Origin of the sequence: Mesorhizobium sp. M6A.T.Cr.TU.016.01.1.1 (genome assembly GCF_003952585.1) — a bacterium.
Classification (GTDB): domain Bacteria; phylum Pseudomonadota; class Alphaproteobacteria; order Rhizobiales; family Rhizobiaceae; genus Mesorhizobium; species Mesorhizobium mediterraneum.
Map to the genome: position 1 here is coordinate 6,619,706 of NZ_CP034452.1, position 19,431 is coordinate 6,639,136.

At 62.2% G+C, this 19,431-nt stretch carries 24 protein-coding genes; 12 read left to right on the forward strand and 12 right to left on the reverse strand.

Annotated features, from left to right (window positions below):
• Positions 1-83: 83 nt before the first annotated feature.
• Both EJ075_RS32095 and EJ075_RS32100 read left to right on the forward strand, forming a co-directional pair.
• Positions 84-329 (forward strand): zinc-finger domain-containing protein, encoded by a 246-nt coding sequence (locus EJ075_RS32095; RefSeq protein WP_029354249.1) that lies wholly within the window; start codon positions 84-86, stop codon positions 327-329.
• Positions 330-345: 16 nt separating this feature from the next.
• Positions 346-1,575, forward strand: coding sequence for an FAD-dependent monooxygenase (locus tag EJ075_RS32100; RefSeq protein ID WP_126107073.1), 1,230 nt, complete (start codon positions 346-348; stop codon positions 1,573-1,575).
• A 245-nt stretch (positions 1,576-1,820) separates the two neighbouring features.
• Here EJ075_RS32100 and EJ075_RS32105 read toward each other — a convergent pair whose 3' ends face one another.
• From EJ075_RS32105 to EJ075_RS32125, 5 genes are all read right to left on the reverse strand, one after another.
• Complete coding sequence (locus EJ075_RS32105) at positions 1,821-2,498, reverse strand: TIGR02117 family protein (RefSeq protein ID WP_126107074.1); 678 nt, start codon at positions 2,496-2,498, stop codon at positions 1,821-1,823.
• Between the two features lie 103 nt (positions 2,499-2,601).
• Positions 2,602-3,405 carry an amino acid ABC transporter ATP-binding protein gene (locus EJ075_RS32110; RefSeq protein ID WP_095489299.1) on the reverse strand — a complete coding sequence of 268 codons (804 nt, stop codon included), beginning with the start codon at positions 3,403-3,405 and terminating at the stop codon, positions 2,602-2,604.
• 21 nt (positions 3,406-3,426) lie between these two features.
• Positions 3,427-4,584: an amino acid ABC transporter permease gene (locus EJ075_RS32115; protein WP_126107075.1), complete on the reverse strand. Its 1,158-nt coding sequence runs from the start codon at positions 4,582-4,584 to the stop codon at positions 3,427-3,429.
• Positions 4,585-4,588: 4 nt separating this feature from the next.
• Positions 4,589-5,776, reverse strand: a complete 1,188-nt coding sequence (locus EJ075_RS32120; protein WP_126107076.1) for an amino acid ABC transporter permease — start codon at positions 5,774-5,776, stop codon at positions 4,589-4,591.
• Between the two features lie 63 nt (positions 5,777-5,839).
• Positions 5,840-6,868 carry an amino acid ABC transporter substrate-binding protein gene (locus EJ075_RS32125; RefSeq protein WP_095489302.1) on the reverse strand — a complete coding sequence of 343 codons (1,029 nt, stop codon included), beginning with the start codon at positions 6,866-6,868 and terminating at the stop codon, positions 5,840-5,842.
• A 443-nt stretch (positions 6,869-7,311) separates the two neighbouring features.
• Here EJ075_RS32125 and EJ075_RS32130 point away from each other — a divergent pair, with 443 nt between their 5' ends.
• The 5 genes from EJ075_RS32130 (at position 7,312) to EJ075_RS32150 (ending at position 11,499) form a co-directional block, all read left to right on the forward strand.
• On the forward strand, positions 7,312-8,481 hold the full coding sequence (locus EJ075_RS32130; RefSeq protein WP_095489303.1) for a cystathionine beta-lyase: 1,170 nt from the start codon (positions 7,312-7,314) through the stop codon (positions 8,479-8,481).
• 188 nt (positions 8,482-8,669) lie between these two features.
• The gene (locus tag EJ075_RS32135) at positions 8,670-9,758 is read left to right on the forward strand and encodes an HPP family protein (protein WP_126107077.1); all 1,089 of its coding nucleotides are present in this window, start codon (positions 8,670-8,672) and stop codon (positions 9,756-9,758) included.
• A 121-nt stretch (positions 9,759-9,879) separates the two neighbouring features.
• Positions 9,880-10,551: an RNA polymerase sigma factor gene (locus tag EJ075_RS32140; protein WP_095489327.1), complete on the forward strand. Its 672-nt coding sequence runs from the start codon at positions 9,880-9,882 to the stop codon at positions 10,549-10,551.
• A gap of 97 nt (positions 10,552-10,648) precedes the next feature.
• Entirely contained in the window at positions 10,649-11,173 is a 525-nt protein-coding gene (locus EJ075_RS32145) for a DUF4142 domain-containing protein (protein ID WP_126107078.1), read from the forward strand.
• Complete coding sequence (locus EJ075_RS32150) at positions 11,170-11,499, forward strand: cupredoxin family copper-binding protein (protein ID WP_126107079.1); 330 nt, start codon at positions 11,170-11,172, stop codon at positions 11,497-11,499. The genes EJ075_RS32145 and EJ075_RS32150 overlap by 4 nt, the downstream gene beginning before the upstream one ends.
• 45 nt (positions 11,500-11,544) lie before the next feature.
• Here the strand turns inward: EJ075_RS32150 and EJ075_RS32155 are convergent, their stop codons facing one another.
• Positions 11,545-12,345, reverse strand: coding sequence for an SDR family oxidoreductase (locus EJ075_RS32155; protein WP_126107080.1), 801 nt, complete (start codon positions 12,343-12,345; stop codon positions 11,545-11,547).
• Positions 12,346-12,514: 169 nt separating this feature from the next.
• Between EJ075_RS32155 and EJ075_RS32160 the strand changes: the two genes are divergently transcribed.
• Together EJ075_RS32160 and EJ075_RS32165 are read left to right on the forward strand one after the other, a co-directional pair.
• The gene (locus tag EJ075_RS32160) at positions 12,515-13,012 is read left to right on the forward strand and encodes a MarR family transcriptional regulator (RefSeq protein WP_245458063.1); all 498 of its coding nucleotides are present in this window, start codon (positions 12,515-12,517) and stop codon (positions 13,010-13,012) included.
• Between the two features lie 106 nt (positions 13,013-13,118).
• Positions 13,119-13,508: a YkvA family protein gene (locus tag EJ075_RS32165; protein WP_095489309.1), complete on the forward strand. Its 390-nt coding sequence runs from the start codon at positions 13,119-13,121 to the stop codon at positions 13,506-13,508.
• 76 nt (positions 13,509-13,584) lie between these two features.
• On the opposite strand, the gene EJ075_RS32170 is transcribed toward EJ075_RS32165, so the two are convergent.
• On the reverse strand, positions 13,585-14,400 hold the full coding sequence (locus tag EJ075_RS32170) for a crotonase/enoyl-CoA hydratase family protein (RefSeq protein WP_095489310.1): 816 nt from the start codon (positions 14,398-14,400) through the stop codon (positions 13,585-13,587).
• 90 nt (positions 14,401-14,490) lie between these two features.
• Here EJ075_RS32170 and EJ075_RS32175 point away from each other — a divergent pair, with 90 nt between their 5' ends.
• Positions 14,491-15,075, forward strand: coding sequence for a TetR/AcrR family transcriptional regulator (locus tag EJ075_RS32175; RefSeq protein ID WP_126107081.1), 585 nt, complete (start codon positions 14,491-14,493; stop codon positions 15,073-15,075).
• A gap of 32 nt (positions 15,076-15,107) precedes the next feature.
• On the opposite strand, the gene EJ075_RS32180 is transcribed toward EJ075_RS32175, so the two are convergent.
• The 3 genes from EJ075_RS32180 to EJ075_RS32190 form a co-directional block, all read right to left on the reverse strand.
• A complete protein-coding gene (locus tag EJ075_RS32180; protein ID WP_126107082.1) occupies positions 15,108-16,334 on the reverse strand; it encodes an anion transporter in 1,227 nt (408 codons plus the stop codon).
• Between the two features lie 434 nt (positions 16,335-16,768).
• Complete coding sequence (locus EJ075_RS32185) at positions 16,769-17,059, reverse strand: hypothetical protein (RefSeq protein ID WP_126107083.1); 291 nt, start codon at positions 17,057-17,059, stop codon at positions 16,769-16,771.
• Positions 17,060-17,216: 157 nt separating this feature from the next.
• A complete protein-coding gene (locus tag EJ075_RS32190; RefSeq protein WP_126107084.1) occupies positions 17,217-17,507 on the reverse strand; it encodes a hypothetical protein in 291 nt (96 codons plus the stop codon).
• Positions 17,508-17,773: 266 nt separating this feature from the next.
• Here EJ075_RS32190 and EJ075_RS32195 point away from each other — a divergent pair, with 266 nt between their 5' ends.
• The gene (locus EJ075_RS32195) at positions 17,774-18,010 is read left to right on the forward strand and encodes a hypothetical protein (protein ID WP_126107085.1); all 237 of its coding nucleotides are present in this window, start codon (positions 17,774-17,776) and stop codon (positions 18,008-18,010) included.
• Positions 18,011-18,302: 292 nt separating this feature from the next.
• Here the strand turns inward: EJ075_RS32195 and EJ075_RS32200 are convergent, their stop codons facing one another.
• Positions 18,303-18,512: a hypothetical protein gene (locus EJ075_RS32200; protein ID WP_126107086.1), complete on the reverse strand. Its 210-nt coding sequence runs from the start codon at positions 18,510-18,512 to the stop codon at positions 18,303-18,305.
• A gap of 463 nt (positions 18,513-18,975) precedes the next feature.
• Between EJ075_RS32200 and EJ075_RS33320 the strand changes: the two genes are divergently transcribed.
• Positions 18,976-19,140 carry a hypothetical protein gene (locus EJ075_RS33320; protein ID WP_164547239.1) on the forward strand — a complete coding sequence of 55 codons (165 nt, stop codon included), beginning with the start codon at positions 18,976-18,978 and terminating at the stop codon, positions 19,138-19,140.
• Between the two features lie 58 nt (positions 19,141-19,198).
• Here EJ075_RS33320 and EJ075_RS32210 read toward each other — a convergent pair whose 3' ends face one another.
• Positions 19,199-19,399: a hypothetical protein gene (locus EJ075_RS32210; protein ID WP_095489328.1), complete on the reverse strand. Its 201-nt coding sequence runs from the start codon at positions 19,397-19,399 to the stop codon at positions 19,199-19,201.
• Positions 19,400-19,431 lie beyond the last annotated feature (32 nt).

A 19,431-nucleotide genomic window follows, 5' to 3' on the forward strand; every position in this document is an offset into this window, starting at 1 on the left:
CGTCCTTTGGACGCGCAAAGGACGCGGTAGAATTTTGATTTTGCGCATGATCCGAGGTCATGCGGCAAATTTAGGAGACGACGATGGCAGGCGGTTCCATTCCCCATTTCCAGAACGATGCGGGCTATGCGGCGATCGACATCGGCGTCAAGGAATTCATGTGCACCGGCGCCAACCCGCCTTTCGACCATCCGCATGTGTTTCTCGACATGGGCGACGACAATGAAAAGGTCTGCCCCTATTGCTCGACGCTTTATCGCTATTCGCCAAAGCTGAAGGCGACGGAAACGCAGCCTGCGGGATGCCTGTATATCGACCAGGCCGCCTGACGCGCACGTCATCCCTATGGACGACACGCGGTCCGGGCAGGTCGTCATCGCCGGAGCCGGCGTCGCCGGACTGACTGCGGCGCTGGCATTTTCCGAGCGCGGCTATCTGGTGCGGCTGTTTGAGCAGGCGCCGCGCCTCGAAGCGGCCGGCGCCGGCATCCAGCTCTCACCCAACGCGACGCGCATCCTTCGCCAGCTCGGCGTGCTCGACCGGCTGTTGCCGGCGGCGGTGCGGCCGGAGGCGGTCGTGCTCAAGGACGCCGCCACGCTGCGCGAGCTGGCGCGGGTGCCGCTTGGCGAAGCAGCCGAAAGGCGCTGGCAGGCGCCCTATCTCGTCGCTCATCGGGCTGATCTGCAAGAGGCGCTGATGGCGCGCCTTGCCGAACAGCCGGACATCAGTCTCGTCACCGGAGCGCGCGTCGGCGGCGTCGCGGCAGGACCGCACCATACCACGGCAACAGTCGAGATTGCCGGCAAGACCATCGAAGCCGACGGCTTTCTGCTGATCGGTGCCGACGGCGTCTGGTCGGCGATCCGTGCCTTCGGCGGATTTGCCGCCCAAAGCCGGTTTTCGGGCGAGCTTGCCTGGCGCGCGACGGTCAGCGCAGACAGTGTCGCGGGAGAAGCCGTTGCGGCGGTTGGCGCCGCCAATTGCGTGACCGCCTTCCTGCATCCCGGCTTCCACCTCGTCGCCTATCCGGTCAGCAATGGCGCGGCGTTCAATCTGGCCGCCTTCACCAGGGGCGAGATCATCGCCGAGGGCTGGTCGGGCCACGCCGACCCCGAAATCCTCGTCGGCGCCATGCGTGGCACGGCGGCAGCACTGGCCCGGCTTGCCGAGGATGCCGGCCTGTGGACGGCATGGCCGATCCATACTGTTGACCAGGCACAGCCATGGACGACGCCCGCCGGTATCGCGCTGATCGGTGATGCGGCGCATGCGATGACGCCGTTTGCGGCGCAGGGCGCGGCGATGGCGGTCGAGGATGCCGCAACCCTTGCCGGCTTTATCGCCGCCTCGCCCGCCGATCCATGGGGCGCGCTTGCTGCCTGGGAAAAAATGCGGCGGCCGCGCATCGCCAAAGTCGCCCGCCGCGGCGCCGTCAACCGCTTTGCCTGGCACGCTTCCGGGCCGGTGGCGGTCGCGCGCAACCTGTTCCTGAAGCTGCGCTCGCCCGAAAAGCTCGCGGCGGATTTGGACTGGCTCTATGGCTGGCAGGCGCCGGACTCTGGCGATCGGCGATGAAAGCTCGATAGGCTGGCGGGACAGCGCCCCCCTCTGTCCTGCCGGACATCTCCCCCACTTTGGGGGGAGATCGGCCGTCACCTCGGCTTTCGCCAATCTCCAACGTTGCAGGATGAAGCGCAGCGCCGAAACTGCCAATCTCCCTCCTTGTGGGGGAGATGTCCGGCAGGACAGAGGGGGGCGCGAAGGAATGAGGCGCTTTTGCCCCACTCAGCAATGCCAAGCCGACTGATTGCCCGGAACTCTCAATTGTAAATCCTTATCGATAGGTCCAGCGTGGCCGGCAGCGGATTCCACCAGCCTGTCCGCAGGCCGGCGATACGCAGAGCAGCCGCGGTCCAGGTGTTGCAGCCGACCAGCGCGTTGAAGTGGCCGTTGGCTTCGTAGAAGCGATCGAACCTGGAATAGGCGGCGTTCTCGATCAGGATCGGGCCGTTCGGCCCTTGCTGGAAACTCGCGGCGATGAAGTCGAGCAGCGCCGCAAAACGCTCCTCGGCGATGTCGAAGCCGGCAACGTCGGGGTGCGGCTCGGCAATGTTGCCGGCGACATCGACATGCATCACCGAAGCGTCAAGGGTCAGCGCCTTCATCACCGGCACGGTCTTCAGCTCCGACCAGCTCGGCGTCTCCAGATAGAAGGCGCGGCCGCCCCAGCCGAAGACGATGTAGCGGACTTCGGCCATGTCGGTGGGAATGCCGCCATCGACCAGGAAATGGAAGCGCTTGCGCACATCGTCGTCGACCGGAATGGCGATATCGGTGTGGATCGGATTTTTCAGCACCAGGATGTGCCTGGTGGCGATGGGATCTGCGGCCGCCGCCGGCAAGAGCGGCCGTGGAATGAACGTGCCCAGCATCACGGCGAGCACGATCGCCACCACCGGAATGGCGAGAAAACGCCCAATGAGGGATGGCTTCTTCATGGGCGACGGTCTTGCAATCGGCTCTCGATCGCCGGCTGACAGCTCAGACGCAAAAGAGCCCGGCCGGGTTTCGGCCGGGCTTTTTCGATTTGCGCGAGAGCGATCAGTGCAGGATCTGCGACAGGAACAGTTTTGTACGCTCGTGGCGCGGATGGTCGAAGAACTCGGCCGGCGTATTCTGCTCGACGATCTGGCCCTGATCCATGAAGATCACCCGGTTGGCGACCTTGCGCGCAAAGCCCATCTCGTGGGTGACGCAGAGCATGGTCATGCCCTCTTCGGCGAGGCCGACCATCGTCTCCAGCACTTCCTTGATCATTTCCGGATCGAGCGCCGAGGTCGGCTCGTCGAACAGCATGATGCGCGGGTTCATGCACAGCGAGCGGGCGATGGCCACGCGCTGCTGCTGGCCGCCGGAAAGCTGGCCGGGATATTTGTTGGCCTGTTCCGGGATCTTGACGCGCGTGAGGAAGTGCATGGCGATTTCCTCGGCCTGCTTCTTCGGCGTCTTGCGCACCCAGATCGGCGCCAGCGTGCAGTTTTCCAGGATGGTCAAATGCGGGAACAGATTGAAGTGCTGGAACACCATGCCGACCTCGCGGCGCACCTCGTCGATTTTTTTCAGATCGTTGGTCAATTCCTTGCCGTCGACGAAGATTTTGCCCTTCTGGTGCTCTTCCAGCCGGTTGATGCAGCGGATCATCGTCGATTTGCCAGAGCCCGAAGGGCCGCAAATGACGATCCGCTCGCCGCGCATCACCTTCAGGTTGATGTCCTTCAGGACATGGAATTCGCCGTACCATTTGTGCATGGCGATGATGTCGATGGCGACATCGGTGGTGGAAACCTGCATCTTGGCGGCATTGACCTTGATCTCTTCCGCGCTGACTGCATTTTCTGTGGCCATGGAAGGTTCCCTTTTTTGTTCTTAGCGTTTGTAGCTGGTGTCGAGCCGGCGTTCCGTGAACATCGAATAGCGCGACATGCCAAAACAGAACAGCCAAAAGACGAAGGCAGCGAACACGAGGCCGGACCTGGCCGTCTGCGGCGTTGCCCAGTTGGCGTCGGAAAAATTCTGTTTGACGACGCCGAGCAGGTCGAACATCGAGATAATTGAAACCAGGCTGGTATCCTTGAACATGCCGATGAAGGTGTTGACGATGCCCGGAATGACCAACTTCAGCGCCTGCGGCAGCACGATCAGGCCCATCTTCTGCCAGTAGCCGAGGCCGAGCGAATCCGCCCCCTCATACTGGCCCTTGGGGATCGCCTGCAGGCCGCCGCGCACCACTTCGGCCATATAGGCAGCGGCAAACAGCGACACGCCGATCAGTGCCCTGAGAAACTTGTCGAAGCTGACGCCGGCCGGCAGGAACAGCGGCAGCATGACGCTGGCCATGAACAGGACGGTGATCAGCGGGATGCCGCGCACCGTCTCGATGAAGATGACGCACAGCATCTTGACGATCGGCATCTTCGATCGCCGGCCCAGCGCCAGCACGATGCCGAGCGGCAGCGAAACGGCAATGCCGACGAAGGACAGGCTGAGCGTCACCAGAAGCCCGCCCCACAACGAGGTTTCGACATGCGGCAGGCCGAACACGCCGCCAACCAGCAGGATGAAGGCAAAGATCGGCAGCGCCCCGAAGAACAAAATGGCGTTCAGCCCCTTGCGCGGCACCTTCGGGATCAGCAGCGGCACCAGAAGTGCCACGAACAGGATGGCAACTAGGATCGGCCGCCAGCGCTCATCGATTGGATAGCGGCCGAACATGAACTGGCCGAACTTGGCGTTGACGAAGGCCCAACAGGCGCCGGACCAGCCGTCCGGCTGGATGCCGCCCTGCGCCACCGTGGCGCAAAACGTGCGGTCCGTGCCAGTCCATTGGGCGTTGATGAAGGCCCAGCTGATCAGTTGCGGCAGGATCATCGCGACCAGCACGATGCCGATGATGGTCATGATCGTGTCGCCGGCCGAAGCAATCAGGTTCTTGCGTATCCAGGCGCCCAGGCCGCGCTCGCTTGACGGCGCCGACTGTGCCAGAGCCATTTCGACGCGGACAAAGGAAAGGTCGTGCTCCTGCATGTCCCTACCTCTCCACCAGCGCCATTCTGGCGTTGACCACGTTCATGATCGCCGACGTCAACAGGCTGAGCGCGAGATAGACCACCATCATGATCAGCACGCACTCGATCGCCTGGCCGGTCTGGTTCAGCACCGTGCCGGTCGTCGCCGTCAGGTCGGGGTAGCCGATGGCGATGGCGAGCGAAGAGTTCTTGGTCAGGTTCAGATATTGGCTGGTCAGCGGCGGAATGACGATGCGCATGGCTTGCGGGATGACGACAAGCCGCAGGATCGATCCCGGGCGAAGCCCGAGCGCGCCGGCTGCCTCGGTCTGACCCTTGCTGACGCCCATGATGCCGGCCCGCACGATTTCGGCGATGAAGGCCGCCGTATAGAAGGACAGCGCCAAATAGAGCGACAGGAACTCCGGCTTGACCTGAAAGCCGCCAGTCAGGTTGAAGGTTGATTGCTTTGGATAGTCAAAGCTCAGCGGGAAGCCGCTCAGCGCGTAGGCCAGCAACGGCAAGCCGACGATCAGAGCCGCCGATGTCCAGAACACCGGGAACTGCTGGCCGGTCGCCATCTGCCGCTGACGCGCCTTGCGGGCGACGAACCACGCCATGGCAATGCCGAGAAGCAGAGCGACCAGGATCAGCCAGGAGCCTTCGCCCCAGATCGGACGCAAAAAGTAGAAGCCGCGCTGGTTGAGAAAAGAGCCGAATGGCAAATTGATGCTTTCGCGCGGCGGCGGCAGCACCGAAAGCACGCCGGAATACCAGAAGAAGATGACCAGCAGCGGCGGGATGTTGCGGAAGACCTCGACATAGACCATGCAGATCTTGCGGATCAGCCAGTTGTGCGAAAGCCGGCCGATGCCGAGGATGAAGCCAATGATGGTGGCGGTGATTATGCCGGCGCCGGCAACGATGAGCGTGTTGATGAAGCCGACCACAATGGCGCGGCCATAAGTCGAATCCGACGAATAAGCGATGGCGCTGTCACTGATGTCGAAGCCCGCGCGGCCCCTGAGGAAGCTGAAGCCTGATGCAATGCGCAGGCGCGTCAGATTGTCGATGGTGTTTTGGACGATCCACCAGACCAACGCCACCAGCACGATGACGACCACCGCCTGGAAGAATATGCCGCGGACCTTCGGATCATTGATAAAGGAGCCGCGGCTTGGCTCCTCGCGAAGAATTTCCTGCGATGCCATTCGACCATCCCCTGGAAAGAGAAACCGGAAGGCAGGAAAGCTGCCTTCCGGATCACATTTCGATCAGCGGATCGGCGGAGCGTATTGCAGGCCGCCCTTGGTCCACAACGCGTTGATGCCGCGCGCGATCTTCAGCGGGCTGCCCGAACCGACATTGCGTTCGAACATTTCGCCGTAATTGCCAACTGCCTTGACGATGTTGACGACCCAGTCGTTGGAGACGCCGAGATCGGTGCCGATCTTGGTGTCTGCTTCCTGGCCGAGCACGCGCTTGATCTCGGGATTGTCCGAGGCCTTCATCTCCTCGACATTGGCCTTGGTGATGCCGAGTTCCTCTGCCTGCAATAGCGCGAAATAGGTCCATTTGACGATGTGGTACCACTGGTCGTCGCCCTGGCGCACGGCCGGTCCGAGCGGTTCCTTGGAGATGATCTCGGGCAGCACGACGTGGTCGGCGGGTGCGCCAAGCGTCAGGCGGATGCCGTAGAGGCCGGACTGGTCGGTGGTGTAGACGTCGCAACGGCCGGCGTCATAGGCGGCGTTGACCTCTTCCAGCTTTTCGAAGACGACGGGGTTGTACTCCATCTTGTTCGACTTGAAATAGTCGGCAAGGTTGAGCTCGGTCGTGGTGCCGCTCTGCACGCAGACTGCCGCGCCCGAAAGCTGCAGCGCGGAATTCACGCCCGGCAGCTTCTTGGCGTTGATCATGAAGCCCTGGCCGTCATAGTAGGTGACACCGACGAAGTTCAGCCCAAGCGCCGTATCGCGGTTGATGGTCCAGGTGGTGTTGCGCGACAGGATGTCGATCTCGCCTGACTGTAGCGCGGTGAAGCGTTCCTTGGCGCTGAGCGGCGTGAACTTGACCTTGGTGCCATCGCCAAAAACGGCGGCCGCGACAGCGCGGCAGAAATCCGCATCGATGCCTTGCCAGTCGCCCTTGTCATCCGGCGCCGAGAAGCCGGCCAGACCGGTCGAGACGCCGCATTGGATGAAGCCCTTGGCCTTGACGTCGTCGAGCGTGGCCGCCGACGCGGCCGAAGCCACCAATCCAAGCGCGGCGGCGCCCAGAATGCCGATTGCAATGTGTTTCATAACCCACAGACCCTTTTCTGTTTTTTTCAGGCGAACCTGACTTTTTTTCGGTGTGAATGCAGCTTCCCGTTCCGGCCCATTCCCGGAACCCCGCATCGCAACCAACGCGCTGCCTCCCATTCACGAACTGCATCGAAGGCGATTATTCCTGTGAGGTCAAGGAAAATGACCGAAACCGAAAGAGATTGAAAACCAATTGCCGCAAATGCCCGAATTGCAGACAAACACGCCTGGAAATTAGTCAGCCGTGCGAACAAAGCCGGCAAAATCCGGCCAACGCAAATCGGGGCTGGGGCCTTTGAAATTCGCCTTCGGAAGGCTGCGCATTCCTGAGTTGCCATGGATCAATTGGTATATCCGAAGTCCGCCGCCTGGCGAGCGTCGGGCGGTTGCGCGGCCAATGCCGCCGCACTATGGCTAGCGCTTGATCAGAGGCGAAGCGAATGACAAAAGACGGCAACGAAATGGGCATCAACACGCGGCTTGCCCACTCGGGCAACAATCCGCACGACTATTTCGGCTTCGTCAATCCGCCGGTCGTGCATGCCTCGACCGTGCTCTATCCGAATGCGGCGACGATGGCGGCACGCAGCCAGAAATACACCTACGGCACGCGCGGCACACCGACCACCGACGCGCTTGCCAGCGCCATCGACGGGCTGGAAGGCTCGGCCGGCACAATTGTGGTGCCGTCTGGCCTGGCGGCGGTGACGGTGCCGCTGCTAGCCTTCCTGTCGGCGGGCGACCATGTCCTGATCGTCGATTCTGTCTATCATCCGACCCGCAATTTCGCCGACACGATGCTGAAGCGCCTGGGCGTTGACGTCGAGTATTACGATCCGCATGCCGGTGCCGGCATAGCGGCGCTGATCAAGTCCAACACCAGGGTCGTGTTCACCGAATCGCCGGCCTCCAACACTTTCGAGGTGCAGGACATACCGGCCATCGCCAGCGCGGCACACGCCGCCGGCGCGATCGTCATGATGGACAATACCTGGGCGACGCCGCTCTACTTCCGCCCGCTCGACCACGGCGTCGACATCTCGATCCATGCGGCGACGAAATATCCGGCCGGCCATTCCGACGTGCTGCTCGGCACCGCATCGGCCAACAAGGCCTGCTGGAAACAGCTTTGCGAGACCTTCTACACGATGGGCTGCTGCGCCGGGCCGGACGACGTCTATCAGGTGCTGCGCGGCCTGCGCACCATGGGCGTGCGCCTCGACCATCATCAGCGCAGCGCACTTGATATCGCCGGCTGGCTGGAGGGCCAGCCGGGCGTAGGGCGCGTGCTGCATCCAGCGCTTCCCAGCCATCCCGACCATGATCTCTGGAAGCGCGACTTCTGCGGCTCAAGCGGCATTTTTTCGATCGTCCTTGCGGGCGGCGGCCAGAAACAGCAGCATGCCTTCCTCGACGCGCTCAGGATATTCGGCCTCGGCTATTCCTGGGGCGGCTATGAGAGCCTTGCGGTGCCGGTCTTCCTCGGCGACCGCGTCGTCGCCAAGGGCCCTTATGACGGCCCGCTGGTGCGCCTGCAGATTGGGCTCGAGGACGTCGATGACCTCAAGGCCGATCTTGCGCGCGGTCTCGCCGCGGCGAAGGCGGCATAAGCGGGGAACTGCCGCCGCAGCGGCCCTGCATGCGCCGGGTCTCGGCCGCATCAGCAAGATTATTTCCCGAAGCTGTGATTTTCCGGATCGGTTTGGCTTTCAAATCCAACATTCTGGCCTCATTGCGAGGCCATCAGCCGCAAGCGGCACGTCCCAAACCCAGTTTCGCCACCAGAGTTGTCAGTACCATGGCCTTTCGCCTCTTTGTCCCAATACTTGCCGGCGCTACGCTGCGCGAGCGGATCATCGCCTGTATCGGTGCGACGATCGGCATTGCGTTGACCGGCGCGATCAGCGGTCTGGTGCTCGGTAGCGGCCCGCATGTGCCGCTGCTCGTGGCGCCGATGGGTGCCTCGGCCGTGCTTTTGTTCGCGGTGCCGGCGAGCCCGTTGGCGCAACCCTGGTCGATCATTGGCGGCAACACCATATCGGCGCTCGTCGGCGTGCTCGTGGCGTATTTCGTGCATGAGCCCATCCTTGCGATGGGCATTGCGGTGTCATTGGCCATAGCCGCCATGTCGTTCACCCGCTGCCTGCATCCACCAGGTGGGGCTGCCGCCCTGACGGCTGTGATCGGCGGACCGGCCGTCATCGGTGCCGGCTTCCTGTTTCCTTTCGTGCCGGTGGCCTTGAACTCGATCGTGCTCGTCGCGCTCGGATACGGCTTTCACAAGTTGTCGCGACGGACCTATCCACATGTGACGGTGGCCGCGCCAAAAAACAGCCACGGCACCATCGATCCACCCGCTCAAGAGCGTATCGGCTTCCGGCCCGAGGACATCGATGCTGCGCTTGGCACCTTGGAGGAGACATTCGACATCGACCGCAACGATCTCGAACGGCTGCTGCGGCAGGTGGAGTTGCAAGCGATGGTGCGTACGCACCGGACCTTGCTGTGCAGGGACATCATGTCGTGCCATGTAATTTCGGTCGATGAACACGCTCGCGCCGACCAGGCACGTCATTTGCTGCTCGCCCACAACATCCGGACGCTGCCGGTCGTCGATTCGGAGGCTAGGCTTGTTGGCGCCGTCGGACTGCGAGAACTGGCATGGGCCTCGGATACGGTGAAAAGCGTGACAAAGGCCGTGGCAACCGCCTCGGCGAGCGCGCCTGCCATGGGCCTCCTACCCGTGCTCACCGACGGCCGCAGCCACGCCGTCGTCATCATAGACGACAACAGGCGCATCCTCGGCCTGATCACGCAGACCGATCTGCTGGCCGCAACGGCCCGCACGCAAACTGCAGACAGGCTGCTGGCGGAAGCGGTAGCGTAGTCGCTGCCGGCCGCCGGCTGCCGGAAAATGTCGGGAACCTTTTCCCGGCTAGGCCGTCCAATGTTTCGATCGGAGGATTTGCTTCCGGTCAGGAGATTGGCTTGCGATGAGGAAACCGGTCATGTCGGCTGTCTTGACCGTCATGCCTGCCGCAGCTGGCGAGATGCAGCTTGTCGGCCGCGCGCTGGCACGGGAGGGCGGAGCCTTCCGCACGATTATCAAGATGCACAACCAGCGACTCTATCGTATCGCCCGCAGCGTCGTTCGCAACGACAGCGAGGCTGAAGACATCGTGCAGGAGGCTTATGTCAAGGCCTTTGCCCATCTCGGGGATTTTCGCGGGGAATCCTCGCTCGCCACATGGCTGTCGCGCATCGTCATCAATGAGGCGCTTGGGCGCTTGCGCAAAAGACGGCGAACGGTAGCCATGCCGCAAACTCCACACGCCGAAATCATCAAATTTCCCCTCGATCCCAGCGACGATCCGGAGCGGACGATGGCGCAACGGCAAATCCTCGAGCTTGTCCAACGGGCGACCGATCGGCTTCCCGATGTGTACCGGACAGTGTTCGTGGCGCGGGTGATCGAGGGTCTCAGCATCGAGGAGACCGCCGAACTGCTTGATGTGCGGCCCGAAACCGTCAAGAGCCGCCTGCACCGCGCCCGCGCCCTCGTGCGCAAGGCGCTGGACGATCAGATCGGCCCGGTGCTGCTCAATGCCTTCCCCTTCGCCGGCCGCCGGTGTGAACGGCTGACCGCCGCGTTGATGCAGCGGCTTGGCTTTACAGACTGATTTTTCCCGAATTCCCGGGAACGTTTGCCCCGCCCGGCATCCAATCATCGTCAACTGAAATGCCCGGAGCCAACCGCATCCGGCGAAGGAGAACGTCATGTTTATTCGATCGACCACCGCACTGGCAGCGCTTTTCCTGCTCAGCGCAGCGCCGTTGGCGCAAGCCGCCGACAAGCCGACCGACCCGCAGATCGCCCACATCGCCTACACAGCCGGCGTGCTTGACGTCGAGGCGGCCAAACAAGCGCTGGAGAAATCGAAGAACAAAGAGGTTGTAGATTTCGCCAAAGATATGGTGCGAGACCATGAAGCCGTAAACAAACAAGCGCTTGACCTGGTCAAGAATCTCAAACTGACGCCGGAGGACAACGCCACCAGCAAGGCGCTGACCGAGGCGGCGGCCGAGGAACGAGCCAAGCTCGCCAAACTCGACGGCGCCGCCTTCGACAAGGCCTATGTCGCCAACGAGGTCGCCTACCATAAGCAGGTCAACGGCGCGCTCAAAACCCTGCTGATCCCCTCGGCCGAGAATGCCGAACTGAAGAGCCTGCTGGAGACCGGCCTGAAGATATTCCAGGGCCATGAACAGCATGCCGAACATGTCGCCGGCAAGCTGAAATGAGAACAGCACCGACGGCGTCGAAACGGCAGCTGTGGGTTGCTTTGGCGCTAACCATTGGTGCCGCACCAGCCAAGGCCGACACGATTGAGGTGACGATCGAGAAGCTTGTATTTTCGCCCGCAAGCATCGAGGCGAAGGTCGGCGACACGATCGAGTGGGTCAACAAGGACGTGTTCGCCCACACGGCGACCGTCAAGGGCGGCTGGGAGGTTATGATCCCGCCGAAGAAGGCGGCGAGCCTGACGCTGAAGACGGCGGGTTCGGTCGACTATTTCTGCCGCTTCCATCCCAACATGAAAGGCCATCTGACGGTGGCGTCGCCCTAGCCATGCCAGCGGAGCGCCCTGCGCGCGCAGGGCGGTCCGCTGGCGTCAAGCCGCCTGGTAGCGAGGCGCCGGTTCGCCGGTTTGTGTCGCGGCGAACAGGGTGGCGCGGGCGGCGTCGTAGGTTTCCCACAGCGCACGGTCGTGGACTGACGGCAGCGTGATGGCTTCACCCTGATCGAACCCTGCCAGGGCCGCGTCGACCATGTCTTCCGCGGTCATCACCACTGCCGGGTCGAACGCTGAAAGCGGCATGCCGGCGAATTCGTAGAATTCGGTGGCGGTCGCAGCTGGAAGAACGAGCTGCAGCCTGACGCCGGTCCCGGCAAGCTCCTCCTGCAGGCCACGGCTGAAGTTCACCACATAGCCTTTGGTGCCGCTGTAGAGGGAGGTGATCGGCAGCGAGTGCAGCGCCATGACCGAGGCTATATTGATTATCGCCCCGGCGTTGCGCGACAGGAATGCCGGCAGCGCCGCTCGGGTCAGGCGCGTCAGCGCCGTGATGTTGAGCGCGATCGTCGACGCGGCATTCTCGTCGGACGTGTTTATCGTCGATCCAAGCGTTCCGTTGCCGGCGTTGTTCACAAGCAGCGTGATGGCGGGGTTGGTGGCGAGCACCTTCTCGACGCGCGCCAAGCCGTCCTCTTTGGTCAGGTCGGCGCCGATCACCTCGACCTTGGCGCCATAGGCCCGCGACAACTCCGCTGAGAGGGTTTTCAGGCGTTCGGCGCGTCGCGCCACGAGCACAAGATCATAGCCACGGGCAGCGAGGCGGTCGGCATAGACGGCGCCGATGCCGGCGGAGGCGCCGGTAACGACGGCGATCGGCTTGGAAGCTGAGTTCGACATGGTTATCTCCTAAAGTTTAGCACTCAAATGTTGAGTGCTCAACCAACTAACCAAGTCTCTGCCCCATTGCAATGGTTCAGCACTCAACTATTTTGTGAAGATGGGAAAAACGGTCGAATCGTTTGCATCGCTCGAAAGTCGGGACGAGCCCGACGCGGAAGCGCCCGGCATGCCGAACGATTTCGTCTGCATCAATTCGTCGCTGCGTCGTGCGGCGCGGCGGCTTGGCCAGTTGTATGACGTGGCGCTCGTCCCAACCGGGCTGACGTCAACGCAAACCCTTCTGCTCGGCCAGATCGACGGGCTCGGGGCCGTTTATGGCGAGGACGGGCCGACGCTGCAGGTCCTCGCCGCCCGCCTGGCGATCCAGATTTCAGCGCTGACGCACGCGTTGCGGCCGCTTGTGCGCGACGGTCTGGTCGAGGTCCGCCAGGATGCCCACGACCGGCGAACGAAGCATGCCGTGCTGACGCCGCTCGGAAAAGCGCGATACCAGCAGGCATATGTTGTGTGGGTCGAGGCCAACAGACGCGTCGAGGCGATTTTGGGGGCGGCCGCGGCCGAAAAGCTGAGGAGCCTCGCCGACGATGTCGCCTCGCAGGACTTTCTCGACGCCTATGTTTCGGGCGAGAAGCCGGCGAGCGGCACCGAACCCTCGGAACATTAGAGCGCCGCGCGTCGTTTGGGATGCGCCACGGGCCTTAGTCTAGGTCTTTCTTCGACCAGCAACCGCCGCTCGGACGTCGGCGGACAATCTGTGCTAAAGTAACCCTATGAAAGCATGGCTGGAAACGGCAAAGCGCCGGGCGCGCGACATCAAGCTTGATGTCGTCGCCCTGTGGTTCGCAGCGCGCGATCCTCGGGTGCCCTGGTCCGCGAAACTCGTGGCGGGGATGGTGGCCGCCTATGCGCTTTCCCCAATCGACCTGATCCCGGATTTCATCCCGGTGCTCGGCTATCTCGACGACCTGATCATCGTGCCGCTCGGCGTAATCCTGGCGATAAGGCTTATCCCGCCGCCGCTGATGGACGAGTTTCGGGCGCGGGCTGCCGCGCTCGAAAAACACCCGCAAAGCAGGACGGGAATGTTCTTTGTCGTGGCGCTCTGGCTGGCTTTAGCGGCTTTGCTGATCTGGGCGTTCTGGCCCACCCGCGCCAAATAGTCCGATCAGGGCTTCTCCGCAATCGAACGCCTCGAATATCTCCGGAACCGGCTCCAGCGATATGTCCCCTTGTGCCTCACTCACCCGCAGCAGTGCGCGTCCACGAACCGGAATAGCTTGGCTCGCGGCGCGCGATCCAGGCATCGAGCCCTTCGCGCAGATCGGCGGTCGGCGCCATGCGAGCGAACTGTTCGGCCTCAACCATCAACCCTTCCGCGATGGACTGGTTGATGCCGCGCGTAACTGCGGTGAGGATGCTGGCGACCGCCAGCTGTGAATGCCGCAGAATTCGCTGAGCCAGGTCAAGTGCTGCCGGCATCAGGTCGTCGTGTGGAACCACCTGGTTGACGAGGCCGAGTTCGAGTGCGCGCTGCGGCGAAAACGCCTCCCCTGTCAGCAGCAACTCGAGGGCCCGCTTGCGTCCGGCCAGCCTCGGCAGGCGCTGCGTTCCGCCGAACGTCGGCGGCATTGCGAGAACGATTTCGGGTTTGGCGAACGAGGCACGTTCGCTGGCGATGGCGAGCGGCACGGCCTCGGTGATTTCGCAACCTCCGCCGAAGGCAAGACCGTTGACCGCGGCGATGACGGGTTTGCGGAACGCTTCCAGTCTGGCCGTCAATCGCTGCCCACGCATGACGAAGTCGCGCAAGGCGGCATCGGCGCCAAGCGCCACGCTTGCCGAGAATTCGTGGATGTCGCCGCCCGCCGAGAACGCCCGCTCGCCAGCGCCGGTGAGGATGACTGCCCGGATGGAGCCATCGACCTCGATAGCGTCGAGGATGGCCAGCAGGCGGTCGATCAGGGCGTAGTTCAGCGCGTTGAGTTTTTCAGGGCGATTGAGGGTCAGGACGGCAACCCCGTCGCGAACCTCGCTCAGGACAAGTCCGGTCATTTGGCTTCCTTTCCAGCATGCGGTGGCAGGAACAGGAAAGGATCAGGCTCTCGATTGCTTGTATATTCACTAGTCGGTATACATTGCCCCATGCCCCAAGAGCTCAGCCCTACCCGCAAACGTATTGTCGATGCCGCGACGAAGCTGTTCTATGCTGAAGGGATTGGCCGCGTCAGCGTCGATGCCGTCGCCGAAAAGGCAGGCCTCACCAAGCGCACGCTTTACTATCATTTCAAGAGCAAGGACGACCTGATCGCCGCTTATCTCGATGGCCGTGACCAGCCGAATCTGAAGCAGATGGCCGGCTGGTTCGACGCCGCCGAAGGCGGTCCCGATCGCAAGGTCGAGGCGATCTTCACCAATCTGGCACGCGTGGCACGCCATCCCAAATGGAAAGGATGTGGTTTCCTGCGAACGGCCGCGGAGCTCGCCGCCATGCCCGGACACCCGGCGATCAAGGTCGGGTCGCGACACAAGGCGAATTTCGAAAAATGGCTGGCCGGCGAAATGTCAGGCCGCAGCATTTTGGAGCCACAAACCCTGGCGCGCGAAATCGTCCTTCTGATGGATGGCGCGTTCTCGATCATGCTGATCCACCGCAACCCCGACTATATCGAGGCAGCCGGACACGCCGCTGCCATGCTCGTTCGGGCGAGATCCCAAGACAGCGCCTGACGAAGGATTGCTGCCGCGACGATCCGTGCCGGCTAAAACCCAAGCGCCAGCCACGCCGTGCCCACCAGCAGCGTGACCAGCGTCAGCGGCAGGCCGACCTTGAAGAAGGCGGCGAACGAAAGAGTTGTGCCGGAGACCCGCGCGTGCTCCGCGACAATCAGATTGGCGACCGAGCCGAGCAGCGTGAAATTTCCGGCCAGCGTCGAGCTCATCGCGACGACCAGCCAGGCGCGCTCCGGGTTTTCCAGGCCGGGTATGAATGGCCGCAGCGCCAGCACGGCCGGAACGTTGCTCATGATGTTGGACAGCACCGCGGTGAAGCCGGACAGCCGCCAGACATCGTCCAGGCCGAGGTTTTTGGCCGAGGCGATGATGTCAGGGCTGAGCAGCGTCTTCTCGGCGCCGGCGACGACGATGAACAGGCCGGCGAACATGAACAGCAGCGGCCCGTCGATCTCGCGGTAGATGCGCGCCGGCTTGATGGCGCGGGTCACCAGAAGAATGGCGCCGCCGATGAGCGCCGCCTTGGCGACCGGCACGCCGGCAAAGAAAGCGATCGCCAGCCCGATGCAGACGACCACCGCCTTCAGCACCTGTCCCGGCAGCATGCGGCCGCGATAGACTTCGGGGCTGAGTTCGGCCTTGCGCGCGAATTCGGCCCGGTAGACGATGCGCACGATGACGATGACGGCGACGAGGCCAAACAGGGCGACGGGCGCCAGGGCAGCCGAGAAGGCCGGATAGGAAACCCCTGACAGCGCGCCGATGACCATATTCTGCGGGTTGCCGGTGATGGTGGCGACGCTGCCGCAATTCGACGCCGTGGCGGTGGCGATCAGATAGGGAATCGGGTTGCGGTTGATGACACGGGTGACGTGGACGACGATCGGCGCCATGACCAGGCAGATCGCGTCGTTGACCAGGAACGCCGACAGAACGCCGGTCAGCAGCGTCACCATCACCAGCAGCATGAATGGCGCGTGCGCATGCTCGATGGCGACGGCGCCGAGTGCGCGGAAAGCGCCCGATACTTTCAGATGCGCCACGACGATCATCATGCCGAGCAGCAGCGTGATGGTGTCAAAATTGATCGCGCGGTAGGCGTCCTCCAGGCTGAGCGCGCCGATGGCAATCATCGCCGCGCCGCCGAGCAACGCGATGCCTGCCCGGTCGAGGCGCAGCCCAGGTACCCTGCCGATGGCGACGCCGGCATAGGTCAGGATCAGGATCAGCAACGCCGCCGCGCCCATCAGTGTCATTCGTGGAAAAGCCCCGTTCAGATCCGCCCTGCCCCGCCATTGGCGAACACGGGTCCGCCAACGCCCCCTTCTCACTGCGGACATAGAATGAACGCAGGCACAGGAGGTGCCCGCGACGTCGGCGAATCTTATCTGCGAGGCGTGCGGACGATCGGTGATACCTGAAAAAAGACTCGGGTTCACGCGCCATGTCTCAGGTGCTATCTATTACCTAAGTCGTGGCGCAGAACCGGCTTGACCCATCGCGTGATTGGCCGCTTCACGCCCTTCGGTGGCGGCCCGGCGCGCACTTGGATCGCGTTTCAGAGCCGCTCGCGGATCGCGGCTGGCATTAATGAAGGCCGAGCCGACGTATTTGCGCGTGCCGATCTCGCCCATCTGAGCTGGCGACGATGATGCGTGCCGGCCGGCCGCCCTTCCGAAAGGCGCTGTTTTCAATAACGATAAATGTAAGCCGGCCTCCTGAAGCCGCGTTTGCACTTCACCTCTTCCTTGTATTCATCGCCTTCCCACTTGCGCTCAATCTTGCAATTCCCGCGCCGGAATTCCTCTTTGTAGCTGTAGCGTTCGCGCTCCCTATTTCGACGCGGCTGGTGATCATCCTCGTTGTAGCGACCCACCCAGCGCCCATGCCCGCTCTCGTCCTTCCAGGGATCGGCTGCCGCTACGCTGACGCAGCCAGTTATTGCAATGCCGGCGGCCAGGAGGGTTACGAGCATCTTCATACGCAATATCCCTCTGCAAGTCCCCGCCAAAGGATTGAAACTCCGTTGAAGGGCTTTCTTTTCCCTGCGCTGCTTCGCAGAGCGGCTCGCCTCCATGCAAGACGTTTTCATCAAGCCCGGAAGAGCATCCCGCCGGGCCCGATATCCGATATCACAATCAGCCGCCGTTAGCAGGTGCTGCCGGAGCGGGCGCGGCTGGAGCAGGTTCGGCCGGTTTCGCCGGAGCGGGCGCGGCTGGCGCTTCGACCTTGGGCGCTTCGACCGTAGGCGCTTCAACGTTGGGCGCTTCGACCTTTACGTCGATGTCCTTTCCGGTGCCCCCGCCATTGATGTTGATAACGCCAGTGAACAATAGCAGGATCACGATTGCGATGATTGCGAGAACGACGGCGACAGCAGTACCGGCGCCATTTCCGCCTGAGTTAACAACGGTTGGACCGTCAGCCATGACTACCTCTCCTATCTCTGAATTATTACTGTCGGCAAACGGGACCGGCGGGCACTTCGTTCCTCCGCTGGGCTTTGGTCCGAGATGCGGCAAGACTGAAGTCTTTGGGTCAAAGACAGAGGGCTGAGGGCCGGCAACCAGGACCTTACCACTGCATTGGTATTGGGCCGCCGAGCAAAGTCCCTTCATCGGTGGTTCACCGGGTGCCCGCTGTACGTGCACCATCGGCGGGCACCCGATATGACACTCTAACAGCGGAAAGTACTGTGACCCTTATCCAGAGCAGACAGAATGTCGATGAGGTCGCAAGCCGACCCGCAAATGACAATCAAACTCCTAACCCAACAGATTTCTCGGTGGTTGATCTCATCTCGTCGAGCGACGACGAGGTCGCTGCCATTGTCAGGCGAACAGAGCGCCTGGCCCTTGCCGTGATTATAGTAATGGCGATCTTCCTGATCTTTGCACCGGTGGTCTTCATTGCCCTGAGGTATGGGATCTGAGATGTCCCGCTTTAGCCCTTGTCCCAAAAATCCTCGTGATTGACGCTGACGATGCCACCGCCGACGTATTTGCGGGTCACCGGCCCGGCCCTCAGCGCGAATGCCAGTATTTCCATAGGAAACAAAAAAACCCGCCGCACAGGAGAGCGACGGGGCGATCAAGCGGTCACCGAGCGCGGGGTGGGTCGGGACTTGCCCGGTGCGCGGATCGTGAAAAATCGTAGGCTGCCGGCTGCGTCGCGTCTACCAACCGGCGGTTGGAAGGATGTGTTTGATTCGGCGGCGCAGCCGCTTACCGTCCCAGCGGCTGTTTGGAAGCTGAAAGAAGTTCTTCCTCGTCCACCACTCCGGCCATGTAGTTGGCAATAATTCGGGACGCGAGCACTTCACGTTGTTGTTCCGATTGGTGGTCAATCTTCAAGCGATCGAACACGCGACCAAGCAGCGCCAGCTCGGATGAATTGAAAATCCCGACAGCCTCGGCCTTTCGTTGAACGGGCATAACCAAGCTTCCCCCAAAAGCGGCATATGCAACAAACAATCAGAAAAAACGAAATCACGGAAGAAAAAACGGACATCTTTCCCAACAACATCCGGGGCGAGATCAGAACCGCGCCTGGAAGATAAGCGGTTGCTTAACAGTTGAATGGGGAGCGGTGGGCCTATCCCCCATCTAGCCCGCCGCTGAAGATCGGGAGCTGCGGCCCGCGCTCTGAGGAGGAGCGCGGGCTATGCTGGGATTCCTATCTCGAGGGATTTCCGCGATCGCCACAAAGTGTCAGCGGACGATGATTATGCATCACGCCGGAGCAGGTGTCGAAGGTGATCCACAAGCGCGGCAGCCATCAGGCAACCCTGACCGAGGCCGCGAAGTATTGCCGCGGCACACTGACCAAACTCTCCGACCCGGGGCCGCCCGCGGGGGCAGCCCGCATCTACCGCGCTCCTGGCGTGGGAGCGGCCAAGTGCGCGTGCTTCTGGAAGATACCAATCTTGTCGGGATAGGTAATCCGGATCTCGCGTCCGCATCCCTCGCACTTGTAATGGGAAACGACCTGAAACCAACTGCCGTTCTTGATGACGGTGAAGTTGCACTGCGGGCATTGGAAAGTCAGGCCAACAGAAAATAGGCTGGGAGAGAGGGACATTGCAGCGCCTCGCATTCTGGATATCTTAAAGGCGGCTTGGTTAGTCCAGCGTCTCGACGACGAAGGATGCGGCAATCAAATCGTCGGCATCAATTCTACCCTTGCCGTCCTCCATGACGGCTGCGACCTTTCGAAAGGTCTTCAGTTCCTTCTCGGTAATCCGCGCGCCGCGCATCCTCTTGTTGAGGTCGGTCACGCGCATTCGGAGTGCCTTGGATGCTCCAATCTCACGGTTCGACACGATGATCACATTCCTCCGTTGCTGGCTGCCCG